The organism is Polaribacter sp. R77954 (assembly GCF_044595335.1).
Classification (GTDB): domain Bacteria; phylum Bacteroidota; class Bacteroidia; order Flavobacteriales; family Flavobacteriaceae; genus Polaribacter.
This window is the reverse complement of record NZ_CP138992.1, coordinates 2335762-2355064: the sequence shown is the minus strand read 5'-3', so window position 1 is coordinate 2355064 and position 19303 is coordinate 2335762. Positions and strand designations below refer to the sequence as shown.

Sequence of the window (19303 nt, the reverse complement as noted above, 5' to 3'; positions counted from 1 at the left end):
TACTCTTTCAATTATTTGTTATGTTCTTCTAAAATTTTTATTTTAAATTTATCGAAAATATAAAAAATGAAAAAGTCAATTACCTTTTTACTACTATTTTTAGCACTACTATTCAACTTCCAAAATTTAGAAGCCTTAAATAACGATGAGAAGTTAACAATTAAAAATACTGCGTTAACCCCTATCACTCAACAAAACATTAGAATTGCGGTAAATTCTTGGGTAGCAAATCCAACAGAAGCAGAAGCTACTTATGGACATATAAAAGATTGGGATGTTTCTAATGTTACTAGTATGAGTAATTTATTTCGCGATAAGGATACTTTTAATGATGATATTTCTGCTTGGGATGTTTCTAATGTAACTAGTATGTTTGGAATGTTTTATAAAGCTTCGAGTTTTAATCAAGATATTGGAAATTGGAATGTTTCTAATGTATCAAGTATGTCTTCTATGTTTTTTGAAGCTTCAAGTTTTAATCAAGATATTGGAAATTGGGATGTATCAAATGTGAGAAGTATGATTTGGATGTTTTTAAGAGCCTCAAGTTTTAATCAAAATATTGGAAATTGGGATGTGTCTAAAGTAATAGTTATGCGTTCTATGTTTGGCGAAGCAGAGTCGTTTAACCAAGATATAAGTAATTGGGATGTTTCTAGTGTATCACAGATGCAGTCTATGTTTAATAGTGCATCAAGCTTTAATCAAAACATAAGTACTTGGGATGTTTCTAATGTAACTAATATGTCTTCTATGTTTAGAGGTGCATCAAGCTTTAATCAAAACATAAGTAGTTGGAATGTTTCTAATGTAAATAATATGTCCTTTATGTTTATAGATGCTTCAAGCTTTAATCAAGATATAGGAAGTTGGGATGTGTCGAATGTATTAGATATGGCTTTTATGTTTGATGGAGCGACTAATTTTAATCAAAATATAAGTACTTGGGATGTTTCTAATGTAAATAATATGTCCTTTATGTTTAGAAATGCTTCAAGCTTTAATCAAGATATAAGTGAATGGTGTGTTTTTAAGATTACTACAGAACCAGCAGATTTTGCCTTAAACACAGCTTTAGAAGATGCCCATAAACCTGTTTGGGGTAATTGTAATATTTTAGACATAACCACAGAACCAGCAAGTTTGATTACTGAAAGCTCAGCAAAGTTAAATGGTGTTATTTCATCTACTAAAGAAACAATTATAGAAAGAGGTTTTGTTTATACTTCTGCTTTAAATACTTTAATTCCTGAAATTGGTAAAGATGATGTTTTTAAAGTTACATTAGGTGATGGTATTGGACTGTTTAATTTTACAATTACTAATTTAAATCAAGGGACATTTTACTTTTACAGGGCTTATGCAATTACAGCATCAGGAACCAGTTATGGCAAAATATTGAATTTTAAAACATTAGGGAATACACTTTCAATAACTCAAGAAAATATTAAAAGTGCTGTAAATCTTTGGGTAGCTGATTCAACGATAGCAGAAGCTACATTTGGTCATATTAAAGACTGGGATGTTTCTCAAGTAACTGATATGAGTGAATTATTTAGAAGTAGAAGTTCATTTAATGAAGATATTAGTAGTTGGGATGTTTCTAATGTTACAAACCTGAGCTCTATGTTTGAATATGCTTCCAGTTTTAATCAAGATATTACTGGTTGGAATGTATCTAACGTAACAAATATGAACTTAATGTTTAATGGAGCAACCAATTTTAACCAACTAATTGGGGGTTGGGATGTTTCTAATGTTACAGATATGAGTTATATGTTTCAATATACCTCCAGTTTTAATCAAGATATTTCTAATTGGAACGTATCAAAAGTGACAGATATGAATGGAATGTTTAGATACACAGATAGTTTCAATCAAGACCTTAGCAATTGGGATGTTGCTCTCGTTACAAAAATGAATGGTATGTTTTTTAATGCAACAAATTTTAACCAAGATTTGAGCAGTTGGTGTGTCACAAATATAACTGAAGAACCTATAACTTTTTCAATAGGGAGTAGTTTAGAAGAAAATAACAAACCCGATTGGGGGTTTTGTAATTTTGTAAAAATAACAACTTATCAAGCTACGGATATAACTTTTACTTCAGCAGTTGTTTCAGGAGAAATTTTAACAGTACCAGAAACAGTTACTGAAAGAGGAATTCTTTATGCTCTTGAATCAACAAACTCGAACCCTCTATTTGGAGAATCTGAAGTTACTAAACTTACATTGGGAGAAGGTCTAGGTAGTTTTAGTACTACAATATCAAATTTATCCTTTGGTGTATATGGTTTTAGAGCTTATGCTGTGAGTGCTTCTGGTGTAAGTTATGGAAGGGTATTCACCTTTAAAATAATTACCGAAATCACTCAAGAAAACATACAATCAGCAGTAAATGAATGGATTACAGACCCAACATTTGCAGAAGTTAAATATGGGCATATAAGAGATTGGGATGTTTCTAATGTTACAGATATGAGCTCTTTATTTTACAACAAAAGAGATTTTAATGATAATATTAGTAAATGGAACGTTTCTAATGTTAATAGTATGAATAGAATGTTTTCTGGAGCTACAAATTTTAATCAAGATATAGGTGATTGGGATGTTTCTAATGTTACCAATATGTATGCAATGTTTAGTGATGCGACTTATTTTAATCAAGATATTGGAAGTTGGAATGTTTCTAATGTTAACCATATGTATGCAATGTTTAGTAATGCAAATAATTTTAATCAAAATATAGGCTCTTGGGATGTTTCTAAAGTTACCAATATGTCTTTTATGTTTTCAGTTATAAATTCCATTCCAACTAAATTTAATCAAGATATAGGTTCTTGGGACGTTTCTAATGTTACTGATATGTCTTTAATGTTTCAACGTAACACTAGTTTTAATCAAGATATTGGAAGTTGGAATGTATCTAGCGTTACTAATATGGAAGGAATGTTTATTTATTCTGAAAGTTTTAATCAAGATATTAATAATTGGGATGTATCTAAAGTAACTAATATGTCTTCTATATTTAGAGATTCCAATTTTAATGGAAATATAGGTTCTTGGAACGTAACTAATATTACTGATATGAGTGATATGTTTAAAAATGCAATCAATTTTAATCAAGATATTGGTAGTTGGGATGTTTCTAATGTAACCAATATGTCTTCTATGTTTGATGGAGCTTCTAATTTTAATGGAAATATTGGCTCTTGGAACACTAGTAATGTAACCAATATGAGTAGTATGTTTAGGAATGCTAATAATTTTAATGCAGATATTAGTAATTGGGATGTTTCTAATGTAACCAATATGTCTTCAATGTTTAATTCATATACAATTTCTAGTAATTTCAACCAAGATATTGGTAATTGGAATGTCTCTAGTGTAGAAAATATGTTGGGAATGTTTGGAGGTGCAAACAAATTTAACCAAGATATTAGTAATTGGGATGTATCTAGTGTTACAAATATGTCTAGTATGTTTTCTAGTGCAACTAACTTTAATCAAGATATAGGTAATTGGGATACTTCCAATGTAACAAGTATGAAATCGATGTTTTTTTATGCATCAAAATTTAATCAAGATCTTAACCAATGGTGTGTTACTAATATTACCAGAGAACCTAATAGATTTTCATCTAATAGTGATTTAGAAGCAAGTAATAAACCAATTTGGGGTACTTGTCCAATAATGAAGTTAAAAACAATAGAGGCTACTTCTATAACTGATAATTCTGCAATAATTGGAGGAAATATTATTTCATCAGAAGAGACAATTACAGAAAGAGGTGTTATTTACGTTCCTAAAGCAACAAATACAAACCCAAAAATTGGTGATGGAGGAGTAAATAAAGTAATTCTCGGAAATGGCATAGGTATGTTTAGTACAAATATTACAAGTTTGGCGCAAAATACAGAATATGTATATAGAGCCTACGCCATATCAGATTCTGGTGAAAGTTATGGTAGAGTTTTAATGTTTACTACTGCAAGGTATGTTACCCCAATTACACAATCAAATATATATCAAGCTGTTGCTCAATGGGTTTCAGATCCAACAAAGGCTGAAGAAACTTATGGACATATTAAAGACTGGGACGTTTCTAATGTGACAAATATGACTCAATTATTTGATGGAATGTTTGATTTTAATGAAGATATTAGTAAATGGGATGTTTCTAACGTAACGACTATGAGCGGGATGTTTAGATCTACACAAAATTTTAATCAAGATATCAGTAATTGGGATATTTCTAGCGTAATAAATATGGGTGGGATGTTTAGACGTTCACAATTCAACCAAGACATCAGTAATTGGGATGTATCTGGTGTAACAAATATGAGCTCTATGTTTGCTAGCAGCGCCTTTAATCAAAATATTGGAAGTTGGGATGTTTCTAGTGTAAATAATATGAGAGAAATGTTTTTATTTAGTAGATTTAATCAAGATATTGGTGGTTGGAATGTATCTAAAGTTCGAAAGATGGATCAAATGTTTAATGGTAATTATGAATTTAATCAAGATCTAAGTAATTGGGATGTATCTAGTGTTACCATTATGTCTGGGATGTTTAATAGTGCAACAAGTTTTAATGGTAATATTGGAAATTGGGATGTCTCTAATGTGAAATACATGGATTATATGTTTTATGAAGCAACAAATTTTAATCAAGATATTGGAAATTGGGATGTCTCAAGTGTTGAAAATATGGAAAATATGTTTTATAAATCAACCTGGTTTAATCAAGATATTGGTGATTGGGATGTCTCAAAGGTTCTAAATATGGATGGGATGTTCTATAACACAATTTGGTTTAATCAAGATATAAGTAATTGGTGTGTTTCCAATTTTAATACTGAACCTTACATTTTTTCGTTAAGATCTGCTTTATCAAATAGCAACAAACCAATTTGGGGTACTTGTCCATCTCTAAATACAACAAATTTTAACAGTAATGATAATATAAATATTTACTTTTCTGAAAGTAATAAATTAAGTATTTCAGGAATTAAAATAGGCAATCAAGTTAAAGTTGAATTGTTTGATATGTTAGGTAAAACAGTTGAGTATTATGAAATACTAAACGCTAATTCAAAAAATACAATTCAATTACACAATATAAAATCTGGGTTGTATTTTGTTAGACTCAAAACAGGCAGTAACACTAAAACAAAAAAGATTTTTATCAATTAAAATATTACTAAAAACTCCTGTTAATAATTTATTAATGGGAGTTTTTTAAAATATAATATACGATAATTTAATAACGTTTCTTTTTAGGAGCGCCAGTTCTACCAAGTCCAGAAGTGTTTGTGGGTTTTTTTCCTTTAAAATGGGGTTTTCTTTTAGGTTTGTTCCCCTGAGAAGAATTTGAATTTGATGCTTTTTTCTTTTTACCAAAAGACCCTTTGCTTTGAGAAGCTGCTCTTTTTGGTGGAGCAGTATCTTGTGGCTCAAAACCTTCAATTATAGAGGTTTTCAGTTTTTCGTTTAAAACTTTTTCAATTTCTTTTTGATATTCAGTTTCTTCACTACAAACCAAAGAAATGGCCTCTCCAGCTGCACCAGCTCTTCCTGTTCGTCCAATTCTGTGTACATAATCTTCAGGTATATTGGGTAGCTCATAATTAATTACGTGAGGTAATAAAGGGATGTCTAAACCACGAGCAGCAATATCTGTAGCTACCAATATTTTAATCGTATTGTCTTTAAAGTTTTTCAATGCCTTTGTTCTTGCACCTTGGCTTTTGTTACCATGAATAGCAGCAGCAGAAATATTAGCTTTTATCAGTTTTTCAGTCAGCTTATTAGCGCCATGTTTGGTTCTTGTAAAAACCAAAACCTGACTCCAATGGTTGTCTTTTATAAGTTGAATCGTAAATTCTGTTTTTCTTTTTTTATCAACTTTGTAAACTTTATGCGTAACTTTTTTTGCAGTTGAGTTTTGTGGGGCAGTTTCTACAGCAACAGGATTATTTAAAATGCCATTAGCTAACTTTTTAATGTCTTTTGAAAACGTTGCCGAAAATAGTAAGTTTTGGCGTTTTGTTGGCATATAGCTAATAATTTTGTTAATATCTCTAACAAAACCCATATCTAACATTCTGTCTGCTTCATCTAAAATTAAAACGTCTATTCGTTTAAATGAAACTGCTTTTTGGTCGTGCAAATCTAACAGTCTACCAGGTGTAGCTACTAAAATATCAACCCCTTGTTTTAGTGTTTTTATTTGTGCAGCTGCTTTTACGCCACCAAAAACTACGGTAGATTTTATGTTTACATATTTACTATACTCTCTTATATTTTCGTACACCTGTGCTGCTAATTCTCTAGTTGGTGTTAATACTAAAGCACGCAAAGGTCTGTATTTTGGGTGTTTGGTGTTTGTTAAATATTGTAAAACAGGTAAAGTAAAACCAGCTGTTTTTCCTGTACCTGTTTGGGCAGAGGCTAAAACGTCTTTCCCTTCTAAAATGTGTGGAATTGCTTTTTGTTGAATAGGTGATGGAGTTGTATATCCTTTTTCTGCAACTGCTTTTAAAAAGGGTTCAGATAATCCTAAAGATTTAAATGTCATAAATAATGTTTAAGAAATAACAGAGGTGTTATCTTCTAAATAGGATGTAAATGTAGTAGGATTCTTTTGTATTTACATTGGTATTTGTATAAAATGCAAAAAGATGCTTCTAAAGCACCTTTTTATGTTGTTCATATAAAAAAATCAACGCCTTTTAGAGCGTTTACCTCTTAAAACCCCAACTAAAAATAAAATTACAACTGCACCAGAGGCTCCAATAATTATTTGGTTTAAAATGGTGTTGCCAACATCAATATGTATCCCTAATTTACCATATAGCCAATCTCCTACAAAACTACCAGCAATACCTATTATAATATTTACAATTAGTCCAAAACCATTGTCTCTCATTAAAACATCTGCAATATAACCGCAAATAGCTCCTATAATTAATGTATATAAAATGTTCATCTTATAAAATTTAAGTGATTAATTGCGTACAATTTAATAAAAATTAACAATAAAAACGAAAGGAAGTCTTTTAAAACTAATATTTTAGTAAAATAATTTACTTTTTTTGAACAACATCAACCAATATATTTACCTATTTATGAAAAAAATTATCTTCTTTAGTTTTGCTGTTTTTACATCATTTATGTTTAGTCAAACCAATCCTACTAACGCTTCTATAATTCAAAAAGGATTAAATGATAAAGCTCAACTTGAAAAGGCATCTTTAGTAAAAAACATCAGCTTTACCAATATCGGACCAACTGTAATGAGTGGTCGTGTTGCAGATGTTGCTGTAAATCCAAACAATTCTTCAGAATTTTATGTAGGGTATGCTTCTGGTGGTTTGTGGTACACCAATAATAATGGCACTACTTTTACACCAGTGCTAGACAATTCACCAACACAAAACATTGGTGATATTGCTGTAGATTGGAAATCTGGAACAATTTGGGTAGGTACAGGAGAGAAAAATTCATCACGTTCTAGTTATGCAGGTATTGGTATGCTAAAATCTACAGATAAAGGCAAAACTTGGCAGAATGTTGGGCTGTTAGATTCGCATCATATTAGTAGAATCCTCATCAATCCAAATAATCCAGATGAGGTTGTTGTAGGTGTTATTGGGCATTTATATTCACCAAACAAAGAACGAGGAATTTTTAAAACTACAGATGGTGGTAAAACTTGGTCTAATCCTTTATTTATTAATAAAGATACAGGAGTGATTGACGTTGCTTTTGCACCAGAAAATTTTAAAGTGATGTATGCAGCCTCTTGGGAAAGAGAACGTAAAGCATGGAATTTTGATGGTGATGGTAAAAGTTCATCTATTTATAAAAGTACAGATGCAGGAAATTCTTGGACAAAGATTTCTGATAAAAGCGGATTTCCGGTTGGTAATGGTGTGGGTAGAATTGGTTTAGCTGTTTTTAACGCAAATACAGTGTATGCTTTACACGATAGCCAGTTTAGAAGACCAAAAGAAAAAAATAAAAAACCTTCTGAAGAATTGACCAAAGAAGATTTTAAAACAATATCTAAAGAAGATTTTTTAAAAATCTCTAACAAAAAATTGGATGCTTATTTAAAAAATAATGGTTTTCAAGAAAAGTATAGGGCAGAAAATGTAAAACAAATGGTTAGAGTTGGTGCTGTACAACCTATTGATTTGGCAAGCTATTTAGAAGATGCAAATTCAATGTTGTTTGATACTCAGGTAATTGGTGCAGAGGTTTTTAAAACTACAAATGGTGGGAAGTCTTGGGAAAAAACACACAAAGCGTATTTAAATGGTGTGTATAGTTCTTACGGATATTATTTTGGTGAAATAAGAGTAGATTTACAAAACGAAAACGGAATTTACGTTTTAGGTGTACCTATTATAAAATCTAAAGATGGTGGAAAAACGTTTACATCTATTAGTAAAGAAAATGTACATTCAGATCACCAAGCATTGTGGATAAATCCTAAAAAATCGGGGCATATTTTAAATGGTAATGATGGTGGTTTAAATCTTTCTTATGATGATGGTGAAAATTGGATAAAACTAAACGATCCAGCAGTTGGGCAATTTTATTCGGTATATGCAGATCAACAAAAAAACTATAAAGTGTATGGAGGTTTACAAGACAATGGAGTTTGGGTTGCAGCGCATGATGCAAGAATAGATAAAAGGTGGCAACAAACAGGTCAAAATCCTTACGAATCTATTATGGGTGGTGATGGTATGCAAGTTCAAGTAGACGAAAGAGATCAAAATATTGTATACACAGGGTATCAATTTGGAAATTATTACAGAATTAATAGAAAAACAGGTAAAAATAAATACATTCAGCCAAAACATACTTTAGGTGAAAATCCATACAGATTCAATTGGCAAACTCCTATTTTATTATCAAAACACAATCAAGATATTTTATATTTAGGAGGCAATAAATTACACAGATCTTTAAATCAAGGTGATGATTGGGAAACCATTTCTGGCGATTTAACAACTGGAGGTAAAAAAGGAAATGTTGCATATGGTACATTAACCACAATTTCAGAAAGTCCGTTTCAATTCGGGTTGATTTACGTAGGTTCAGATGATGGTTACATCAATCTTACAAAAAATGGTGGAGGAAGTTGGACCAGAGTTTCCAATAATTTACCACAAAATTTATGGGTATCAAGAGTAATTGCATCAGCACATAAAAAAGAACGTGTATATGCCACTTTAAATGGTTATCGTTTTGACGATTTTACACCTTATGTATATATGTCTGATGATTATGGACAAACTTGGCAAAGTATTGGGCAATCAATTCCAACATCATCCGTAAATGTAATTAAAGAAGATCCTAAAAACGAGAATATTTTATACGTTGGTACAGACAATGGCTTGTATATTTCTTTTGATAAAGGAACTTCTTGGCAAGTTTTTGAAAAGAATTTACCAGATGTTGCAGTACACGATTTGGTAGTTCAACCCAAAGCAAAACACCTAATTGTAGCTACACATGGCCGAAGTTTATACAAAGCAGATATTGCACCACTACAAAAAATGACTCCCAAAGTTTTAGCAAAGTCAATACATATTTTTAATGTTCAAAATATAAGAAAAAGTAAAAATTGGGGACATTCTTGGAGTCAGTGGAGGGCTGCTTACGAGCCAAAAATAACCATTCCTTTTTATGCAAATGCCAATAAACAAATAACGGTTACTATTTTTAAAGAAGATCTGGAAATAAGTTCAATGCTTGTAAAAGCAGATCAAGGTTATAATGAAGTGGTTTACGACCTTTCATTCTCTAAAAAAGGATTAAAAGAATATAAAAAGAGGTCTAAAAAACCTAAAATTAGTGCAGCACAAAATGGAGTGTTTTATTTACCAAAAGGGAAATATACTATTAAAATTGGCGATGATAAAAACAAGTTCGAGATTAAGTAGATGAAAAATTTACTTTCAATTGTAATGTTATGTTTTGCAATGCAAGCCAATACTCAATCTAAAGAAGTATATCAAAGCATAAAAAAAATCACCAATAAAACACAACAATTGGTGAGTGTTAAAAAAGGTGAAAAAATTGATACTGCTGCTTTTAGAAAACTCTTTTTGCCAACAGCCCATTTTACGGTTGTTGGTAAAGAAGATGGAAAACAAATTTACGAAACCATGAATTTGAAAGATTTTGTAGAAACCTTAACAGATGAGTATTACTCAAAAGGTTATTTTGAAACTAGTAAAGGGAAAATTATAGAAGAATATAATGGAATTGCTCATGTTATTCAAAGTTTTTATGGCGAGGATTCTGATGGAGTTAAAGATTATGGTGTAGGTAGTTATCAACTCATTTATTCAAATGATAGATGGTGGATTGCCAACATGATTTGGACAATGAGTAACAACGATGGAAAAGATATCCCCAAAAAATACTTTAAAAATTAAAATGAAGTTTTTGTGTTGTATATTGTTTATGAACGTTATGGTTTCATTTGGGCAATCTAATCATAAAAATTTTTTCACGTTGTCTGGTCCTGCAAAAAAATGGGTGTTACTACACCCTCTAAAAGCTAAAAAAGCACTAAGAATTTCTTTAGAGGCAAAACGAATTTCAGATTCCATTCAAAAAACAAATGTATTAGATGGTGATGCTTCAGGAGGTCAAGTTGATGCTTTTAGGCACGCTTTTTGGATGGCAAGATTGCACCAAGAATTAGGTAAATCTGCTGCAAGAACCTTAGGCAAAGCTCACGAAAAAGAGAATTATATCACTTTTAAAAAAGGAAAATTAGAAGATGGTACTTTGCCAGATGAAATTTCATCAAAGATGGATTTATGGAATAACGAACAAGGTTTAAAATTAACCAAAAAAGGAAGTAAAATCCCTAAAAATGGTTTGATTTTTAGAGTTATAAATGCTGTAAAAGCGGGTAAGTTAAAAATCATTAAAAAAGATAAAAAAGGTAATTTTTTAACATGTAAAGGCGCTAAAATTTCTCAAAAAGAATTATTCCAAAAGTGGAACAATAAGAAATGTTTGGTAGCTTCAAACTAAAATTTAGAATTAAAATTGCAGCCATTTTAAAAGTTTTTGTTAAACGTTTAACCAATTTATTTAAATTAATTCTAAATACAGGTGAAAACGCAGTAAATTCCTTGTAATACAAATCCTTTAACCTTAAATTTGTGTTCAAAATTTTAACCAACAAACAATGAGCGGATTTTTCAAATCTTCAATAGGGAGAAAAGTGTCAATGGCACTCTCAGCATTTTTTCTGATGTTCTTTTTATTACAGCATTTAACAATTAATATAATGTCTGTGTTTAGCCCAGACTTATTTAACGAAGTATCACATTTTATGGGTACAAACCCAGTAGTACAATTTGCATTGCAGCCTGTTTTAATATTTGCTGTAGTGTTTCATTTTGTAATGGGTTTTATCTTAGAATTGCAAAACAAAAAAGCAAACGGTGCTGGTTATGCAAAAAACAACGGAGCTGCAAATTCTACTTGGTTTAGTAGAAATATGATTTTAAGCGGAATAACTATTCTTGCTTTTATTCTCTTACATTTTATTGATTTTTGGTTCCCAGAAATCAATACAAAATTTATTCAAGGTGATTGGTCTGGAACTATGGAGGGTATAGAAGGTTTGCGTTACCACGAAGAATTGGTGCATAAATTTGTAAGTCCATTAAGAGTTGGGGCTTATGTGTTAGCTTTTGTTTTCTTAGGTTTACATTTAGCACACGGATTCACTTCTGCATTCCAATCAGTTGGAGCAGCTTCTTTAAGAAAAAAATTAGAAAAAGTAGGAATTGCATATTCAATAATTGTTCCTTTAGGCTTTATTTTTATTGCATTATTTCATCATCTTAACCATTAATCTTAAAAAACTATGGCTTTAAATTCAAGAGTACCAAAAGGTCCACTTAAAGATAAATGGACAGATTATAAAAACGAAATTAACTTGGTAAACCCAGCCAACAAACGTCATATAGATGTTATTGTGGTAGGTACAGGTTTAGCAGGAGGTTCTGCTTCTGCAACATTAGCAGAATTAGGTTATAATGTAAAAGCTTTTGCTTACCAAGATTCTCCACGTAGAGCGCACTCAATTGCGGCTCAAGGAGGTATTAATGCAGCAAAAAATTATCAAGGTGATGGAGATTCTACGTACAGATTATTTTACGATACTGTAAAAGGTGGGGATTATAGATCTCGTGAAGCAAATGTTTACAGACTTGCTGAGGTTTCTGCAAATATTATAGACCAATGTGTAGCACAAGGTGTGCCTTTTGCACGTGATTATGGTGGTTTGTTAGACAACCGTTCTTTTGGTGGAGTTTTAGTTTCTAGAACTTTCTACGCAAAAGGACAAACAGGTCAACAATTATTACTAGGTGCCTATTCTGCAATGAACAGACAAATTGCACGTGGTAAAATAGAAATGTTTAACAGACACGAAATGTTAGATGTTGTTATTGTTGACGGAAAAGCAAGAGGAATTATTGCACGTAATTTAGTAACAGGAGAAATTGAAAGACATTCTGCACATGCAGTTGTTGTAGCTTCTGGTGGTTATGGAAACGTATATTTCTTATCAACCAATGCAATGGGTTCTAACGTAACTGCAGGATGGAAAATCCATAAAAAAGGAGCGTATTTTGCAAATCCTTGTTATACGCAAATTCACCCAACTTGTATTCCACGTTCAGGAGATTATCAGTCTAAATTAACCTTAATGTCTGAGTCTTTACGTAACGATGGTAGAATTTGGGTGCCTAAACATTTAAAAGATGTTGAAGCTATTAGAGCAGGTAAATTAAAACCTACGCAGTTAAAAGAAGAAGATAGAGATTACTATTTAGAAAGACGTTACCCTGCTTTTGGAAATTTAGTACCAAGAGATGTTGCCTCTAGAGCAGCAAAAGAACGTTGTGATGCTGGTTATGGTGTAAATGCAACAGGTGAAGCTGTATACTTAGATTTTGCTGCGTCTTTTATTCGTTATGGAGAAGAGCAAGCAAAAATAAAAGGTTTAAAAAACCCATCTAAAGCAGAAATTATAAACTTAGGTAGAGAAATTGTAAAGGCTAAATATGGTAACTTATTTCAGATGTACGAAAAAATCGTAGATGAAAATCCATATGAAACACCAATGATGATTTATCCTGCTGTACACTATACCATGGGTGGTGTTTGGGTTGATTATAATTTGATGACAACCATTCCTGGTTGTTATTGTATTGGTGAAGCTAATTTCTCAGATCATGGAGCTAACAGATTAGGAGCATCAGCATTAATGCAAGGTTTAGCAGATGGATATTTTGTATTACCATATACTATTGGAGACTATTTAGCTGATGATATTAGAACAGGAAAAATACCAACAGATACACCAGAATTTGAAGCAGCTGAAAAAGCCGTAAAAGATAGTATCAACTTTTTTGTGAACAATAAAGGAACACATTCTGTAGATTATTACCACAAGAAATTAGGTAAAATCATGTGGGATAAATGTGGAATGTCTAGAAATGCAGAAGGTTTAAAAGAAGCCATTTCAGAAATTTCTGAACTACGTAAAGATTTCTGGAAAAATGTTTCTGTACCAGGTGGAGCTAACGAATACAATGAGGAATTAGCAAAGGCAGGTAGAGTGGCAGATTTTCTAGAATTAGGAGAATTGTTTGCAAAAGATGCTTTAGTTAGAGAAGAATCAGCTGGAGGGCACTTCAGAGAAGAATATCAAACTCCAGAAGGAGAAGCAAAACGTTTAAAAGAATTCCAATTTGTTTCTGCTTGGGAGTATAAAGGAGAACCTAAAGATGCTGTGTTACACAAAGAAGCTTTAGAGTATGAGAATATAGAAGTTAAAGAAAGAAGTTATAAATAATATAGTTGATGGTTGATGGTTGTTGGTTTCTGGAAACAAAAACTAACAACAAACAGCCAAAAACCAAAAACTAAGAAATATGAATTTAACACTTAAAATTTGGAGACAGAAAGACGCTAGTGCAAAGGGTCAAATGGTAGATTATAAAGTTACTGAAATTTCAGAACACATGTCTTTCTTAGAAATGATAGATGTTTTAAATGAAGGTTTAGTAGCTAAAGGTGAAGAGCCAGTAGCATTTGATCACGATTGTAGAGAAGGTATTTGTGGTATGTGTTCTATGTATATAAATGGTGAAGCTCATGGCCCAGATAGAGGTATTACAACATGTCAATTACACATGCGTATGTTTAACGATGGAGATACGATTACTATAGAGCCATTTAGAGCAGCAGCATTTCCTGTAATTAAAGATTTAGTTGTAGATCGCTCTGCTTTCGATAGAATTCAGCATGCAGGTGGTTACATTTCTGTAAACACTTCTGGTAACACACAAGATGCCAACTCAATTCCTATTTCTAAACATGCAGCAGATACAGCTATGGATGCTGCAACTTGTATTGGTTGTGGTGCTTGTGTAGCAACGTGTAAAAACAGTTCTGCTATGTTATTTGTAGGTGCAAAAGTATCTCAATATGCATTATTACCTCAAGGACAAGTTGAAGCTGCAGACCGTGTACAAAACATGGTAGCTCAAATGGATTTAGAAGGTTTTGGTAACTGTACAAACACAGGTGCTTGTGAAGTTGAATGTCCAAAAGGAATTTCTTTAGACAACATTGCAAGAATGAACAGAGAGTTGATGAAAGCATCAGTTTAGTTATAAACGTCATTGCGAGCGACAGCGAAGTAATCTTTTTAGAAACAATCTTAAAAACAATAAGCCCAAGACTAATTTTAGTTTTGGGTTTTCTCGTTTATGCGAATATCTACTTTTCTTTAAACTCTTTAAAATTCTCAAAAAAATCTTTAAGGCTTATATCCAAAACCTTTAAAATAAAAATAAGACGTTCTAAATCTAGTTTACTATGTCCGTTTTCTAATTTCGAATATGCAGTATCACTTATACCAAGTTTGTACCCTACTTGATATTGTGTATATCCTTTTTCTTTTCTAATTGAACTTAAATGATCTAAAATAGATTTGTATTCGTCTTTTACAAAGTAACTGAGCAGTGCATTCTTTTTCATAAATCAAAATTAGTAAATATTTTTAAAACAAAATGTTCCATTTAGCCCTCCCCATTTATGGGGACGATTTAGCGTTTTTATCCCTATAAATGGGGAGGGCTAAATGGAAAGTGATTTTTTAGGTTGTATTAAAAATGTTCCTCAAATTTGGAAAAAGAAATTGTTATGAAAAAAACGTTGCCTCATAAAAAAAGAAAAATAGAGATATAAGTATCTGTAGCAAGTTTTAGTTTTGCCTACTGCCTTCTAAAAAACCTCCGCTTGCGGAAATAAGAAATATAAAAATCGTGTAAATAAATGTATCACTTAAAACCATTGCCTATGTAAATAAACAAGAACAAGCAGAAGAAGTGTTGCAAAAGTACTACTTTTTCTACAAGTTTTTAGGTGTTATTTAAGCTTGTTAAATCATTTAAATACATCAAATTATATTTATAAATCATTTTAAAAATGAAAAAAAATGAAAAAAGCAATTTTAAGTTTAGCGTTTGTGCTAGCAATTGGAATAAGTTTTATCAGTGCTAATAACATTAATATAGTTGATCCTTATGGTGATTGTACTCAAGAATCACTCGACAACTATGAGTGGTTTATGGGTTTTACGGGTGATCCAGACCTTTCCTTTGAACTTTCTGAGGATATACTCTCAGAATGTTTAGATATGGCTGATATTTTAGCGGGTTAATAACAAATGGTGAGGAAGTTTAATTCCTCACTAATTTCTTTAATTATGAAACAATTTTTATTTATTTTATTCTTATTCAACACAACAATCTATATTTCACAAATTAGAAATGGAATTGTAAATTATAAATATAAGATTGAGGATGAATATATTCCAAAAGAAAAATTCAAAAAAGAAAAAAACCAAAAATTAAAAATTAACTTAAATTTTATCAATGAAAGCTTAAAAAACAATCAAAATAAATTAATTTTCACATTAAAGTTTAACAAGCATTCTTCTGAGTATTCAATGAACAAAATAATAGAGGTTGATATTGACAAGCAGTTAAAATATGCTATTATTGTTAACAGAGGTAAGCAGGTTTATTACAATAGTTTAAATGAAAAAATTATAATTTATCAAACACAAACTTGGGGCGATCAGTTTAATGTAGTTACAAATTTTGAAGAACTGAATTGGGAATTAAAAAGAGAGACAAAGAAAATAGGAGAATACAATTGTTTTAAAGCAATTTTAATAAGAAATGATAGAATTGTTGAAGCGTGGTACACACCTCAGGTAAATTTGAGATATGGACCAAAGAACTATGGTGGTCTTCCAGGATTGATATTAGAATTAAAAGAAAATAATATAACATATTATGTAAGTAAATTAAGTTTTAATCTAAAGAAAGATATTGATATTAATATACCTGAAAAAAATAAAAGAATTTCTCAGGAAGATTACAACAGAATGAGAAAAAAGATAAAGCAAAAACTTTATAATAGGCTTAAGAATTGATAAATCAGTGTATACTTCAAGTTTCTTAAGGGTGATTCTAAAGATATACAGTTGAAATTATGGAGTATAATTTTCGAAACTATCCTAAATTATTTTCGTTTTAAAAGTATACATAATTGATAAAAACAGTTTATGAAATTTTTCCTTTCTTTGATACTCTTACTTTTTTCAACAACCATTTTTTTACAAAAATTAACTAGCAAAGTAACTTATATAGTTTCTCAGAAATCATAGTTGAAAAAAAAATAATTAGTATTAAAAATTTATTTATTTCTAATTTTTAAACTTTTTCACTTTCCAAATTGGCTTCCCCATTTATAGGGAGATAGCGCTCTCCCCATTTATGGGGATGCCAAAATGGAAATGGATTTATTTTTTTTAATAAAAACAAATACTGAAATTTGAACAAAAGAAATTGCTATGAAAAAGAAAAATTGAGGTATGAAAATAAATAATTTTGAAGTTAAAATTAAACAAAAGCTATTGTTTAGTTTTGCCTACTGCCTTCTAAAAAACCTCCGCTTGCGGAAATAAGAAATATAAAAATCGTGTAAATAAATGTATCACTTAAAACCATTGCCTATGTAAATAAACAAGAACAAGCAGAAGAAGTGTTGCAAAAGTACTACTTTTTCTACAAGTTTTTAGGTGTTATTTAAACTTGTTCAATCAATTAAATACATCAAATTATATTTTATAAATCATTTTAAAAATTAGAAAAATGAAAAAAGTAATTTTAAGTTTAATTTTTGTATTTGCAACAGGAACTACATTAATGAACGCAAACACCAATAACATAGATAGTACATTGGTTGAAATAGATTGTATCGCGTTAGCATTTGATGCTGAAGAAAGAGCTGGAGAAGAATTTTCATATGAAACATTCAACGCTATAGTTGAAGCATGTGAGGCAGCTCAAGAATTACAAGAAGCTCCATAACCAATTATATATCTAAAAAAAATCCAGAGATTAAATTCTCTGGGTTTTAAAATTAAAATTATGAAAATTAAAATAACTCTAATACTATTCTTAATAACTTCAATACTTTTTTCGCAAAAAAAATATTCGAAAGTAATCTACAAAAAGAAAAGTATTTTAAAAATAAAAAATAAAAATGATAATGCTGATATATTACTCAATAAAACTTTTTCTAAAATGGATGAATTAGAGTATATACTACAATTTAATAAAGATATTTCAATTTTTAAAGAAAATGAAAAATTGAGTATTGGTAATACAGATAACTCTCTTCCTACAAAATTAAGTAAAATTATGGGTGGTGGATCAGGTGTTTTTTATACTGAACTTAAAGAAGGTAATATTTATCATCAAAAAGAGTTTGAATCAGATATTTTTCTGATAAAGTTATCAAAACAAAACAACTGGGTTTTGACTCAAGAAAAAAAGCAAATAGGCGATTACACTTGTTATAAAGCTACAAAAAAAGACTTTTTTATTGGTAGTTCAGGGAACTCAGTAGAAATTAAAATTAAGGCATGGTATGCACCAGAACTTCCCTATTCTTTTGGACCCCTAAAATATAATGGCTTACCTGGTTTAATTTTAGAAATTGAAAATGATAAAGTAATTTTTTATGCAAGTAAAATTATTTTAAACCAGAGTAATGGGAAAGAACTAAAAAAAGTAGATAAAGGAATAAAAATTACCCAAAAAGAATATGACAGTATTACGAGTGGTTTAGCTAAAGATTTTAGGGAAAAATATAATAGAAATTAAAAAATGAAACCTATTGCTTGGCTTACATCTCAAATACCTGTAAGCTTTGGTTAATCATAGAATAATTATTTACTAGGGTTAGTAATTTTAGTAGAAATGAGTTATAGAACAATAAGCGCATCAAAAATTCTTCTCAAAAAACCAATAAATGGGGATGCCAAGATGCAAATTCAATTCCAATTGCAAAAGAAGCTGCAGACAGAGTTAAAAATATGGTAGCTCAAATGGATTTAGAAGGTTTTGGTAACTGTACCAATACTGGAGCTTGTGAAGTAGAATGTCCAAAAGGAATTTCTTTAGACAACATTGCAAGAATGAATAGAGAGTTGATGAAAGCATCAGTATAATCACGCAATGTTATTGCGAGCGATAGTGAAGCAATCTTTTTAGAAACAATCTTAAAAACAAAAAGCCCAAGATTAATTTTAGTTTTGGGTTTTTCTTGTTTATGCGAATATCTACTTTTCTTTAAACTCTTTAAAATTCTCAAAAAAATCTTTAAGGCTCACATCAAAGATTTTTAAGATAAAAATAAGACGTTCTAAATCTAGTTTACTATGTCCGTTTTCTAATTTCGAATATGCAGTATCACTTATACCAAGTTTGTATCCTACTTGATATTGTGTATATCCTTTATCTTGTCTAATTGAAGTTAAATGATCTAAAATAGCTTTGTATTCGTCTTTTACAAAGTAACTGAGCAGTGCCTTCTTTTTCATAAATCAAAATTAGTAAATATTTTTAAAACAAAATGTGCCATTTAGCCCTCCCCATTTATGGGGACGATTTTGCGTTTTTATCCCTATAAATGGGGAGGGCTAAATGGAAAGTGATTTTTTAGGTTGTATTAAAAATGTTTCTCAAATTTGATGAAAGAAATTGTTATGAAAAAGCATCGTTGCCTTATAAGAAAAAAGAAAAATAAATATATCAGTAACTGTAGCTATCGTAAGTTTTAGTTTTGCCTACTGCCTACTGCCTACTGCCTACTGCCTACT

At 30.6% G+C, this 19303-nt stretch carries 15 protein-coding genes and 1 pseudogene; 12 read left to right on the top strand and 4 right to left on the bottom strand.

All coding sequences use genetic code 11. The features are described from left to right. Positions 1-66: 66 nt before the first annotated feature. Positions 67-5196: a BspA family leucine-rich repeat surface protein gene (locus SJY27_RS10160; protein ID WP_397444721.1), complete on the top strand. Its 5130-nt coding sequence runs from the start codon at positions 67-69 to the stop codon at positions 5194-5196. Between the two features lie 67 nt (positions 5197-5263). On the opposite strand, the gene SJY27_RS10155 is transcribed toward SJY27_RS10160, so the two are convergent. Continuing rightward, a complete protein-coding gene (locus tag SJY27_RS10155) occupies positions 5264-6580 on the bottom strand; it encodes a DEAD/DEAH box helicase (protein ID WP_397444720.1) in 1317 nt (438 codons plus the stop codon). 144 nt (positions 6581-6724) lie between these two features. Next, the gene (locus SJY27_RS10150; RefSeq protein WP_397444719.1) at positions 6725-6991 is read right to left on the bottom strand and encodes a GlsB/YeaQ/YmgE family stress response membrane protein; all 267 of its coding nucleotides are present in this window, start codon (positions 6989-6991) and stop codon (positions 6725-6727) included. Between the two features lie 139 nt (positions 6992-7130). Between SJY27_RS10150 and SJY27_RS10145 the strand changes: the two genes are divergently transcribed. From SJY27_RS10145 to SJY27_RS10120, 6 genes are all read left to right on the top strand, one after another. Further along, a complete protein-coding gene (locus SJY27_RS10145; RefSeq protein WP_397444718.1) occupies positions 7131-9962 on the top strand; it encodes a glycosyl hydrolase in 2832 nt (943 codons plus the stop codon). Continuing rightward, positions 9963-10460: a hypothetical protein gene (locus SJY27_RS10140; RefSeq protein ID WP_397444717.1), complete on the top strand. Its 498-nt coding sequence runs from the start codon at positions 9963-9965 to the stop codon at positions 10458-10460. 28 nt (positions 10461-10488) lie between these two features. Next, entirely contained in the window at positions 10489-11070 is a 582-nt protein-coding gene (locus SJY27_RS10135) for a DUF6973 domain-containing protein (RefSeq protein WP_397444716.1), read from the top strand. 157 nt (positions 11071-11227) lie between these two features. Beyond that, on the top strand, positions 11228-11902 hold the full coding sequence (locus tag SJY27_RS10130; protein WP_397444715.1) for a succinate dehydrogenase cytochrome b subunit: 675 nt from the start codon (positions 11228-11230) through the stop codon (positions 11900-11902). Positions 11903-11914: 12 nt separating this feature from the next. Then, positions 11915-13912 (top strand): fumarate reductase/succinate dehydrogenase flavoprotein subunit, encoded by a 1998-nt coding sequence (locus tag SJY27_RS10125; RefSeq protein WP_397444714.1) that lies wholly within the window; start codon positions 11915-11917, stop codon positions 13910-13912. Positions 13913-13991: 79 nt separating this feature from the next. Next, a complete protein-coding gene (locus SJY27_RS10120) occupies positions 13992-14732 on the top strand; it encodes a succinate dehydrogenase/fumarate reductase iron-sulfur subunit (RefSeq protein WP_397444713.1) in 741 nt (246 codons plus the stop codon). A 109-nt stretch (positions 14733-14841) separates the two neighbouring features. Here SJY27_RS10120 and SJY27_RS10115 read toward each other — a convergent pair whose 3' ends face one another. Continuing rightward, the gene (locus SJY27_RS10115; RefSeq protein WP_397444712.1) at positions 14842-15102 is read right to left on the bottom strand and encodes a helix-turn-helix domain-containing protein; all 261 of its coding nucleotides are present in this window, start codon (positions 15100-15102) and stop codon (positions 14842-14844) included. Positions 15103-15562: 460 nt separating this feature from the next. Here SJY27_RS10115 and SJY27_RS10110 point away from each other — a divergent pair, with 460 nt between their 5' ends. The 5 genes and pseudogenes from SJY27_RS10110 to SJY27_RS10090 form a co-directional block, all read left to right on the top strand. Continuing rightward, positions 15563-15787, top strand: coding sequence for a hypothetical protein (locus SJY27_RS10110; RefSeq protein WP_397444711.1), 225 nt, complete (start codon positions 15563-15565; stop codon positions 15785-15787). 45 nt (positions 15788-15832) lie between these two features. Beyond that, positions 15833-16567: a GLPGLI family protein gene (locus SJY27_RS10105; protein ID WP_397444710.1), complete on the top strand. Its 735-nt coding sequence runs from the start codon at positions 15833-15835 to the stop codon at positions 16565-16567. Between the two features lie 721 nt (positions 16568-17288). Further along, positions 17289-17507: a hypothetical protein gene (locus SJY27_RS10100; protein ID WP_397444709.1), complete on the top strand. Its 219-nt coding sequence runs from the start codon at positions 17289-17291 to the stop codon at positions 17505-17507. Between the two features lie 60 nt (positions 17508-17567). Then, on the top strand, positions 17568-18305 hold the full coding sequence (locus SJY27_RS10095) for a GLPGLI family protein (protein WP_397444708.1): 738 nt from the start codon (positions 17568-17570) through the stop codon (positions 18303-18305). Positions 18306-18493: 188 nt separating this feature from the next. Beyond that, positions 18494-18652: pseudogene (locus SJY27_RS10090) on the top strand (succinate dehydrogenase/fumarate reductase iron-sulfur subunit); the annotation flags it as partial. A 111-nt stretch (positions 18653-18763) separates the two neighbouring features. Here SJY27_RS10090 and SJY27_RS10085 read toward each other — a convergent pair. Continuing rightward, positions 18764-19024 carry a helix-turn-helix domain-containing protein gene (locus SJY27_RS10085; RefSeq protein ID WP_397444707.1) on the bottom strand — a complete coding sequence of 87 codons (261 nt, stop codon included), beginning with the start codon at positions 19022-19024 and terminating at the stop codon, positions 18764-18766. Positions 19025-19303 lie beyond the last annotated feature (279 nt).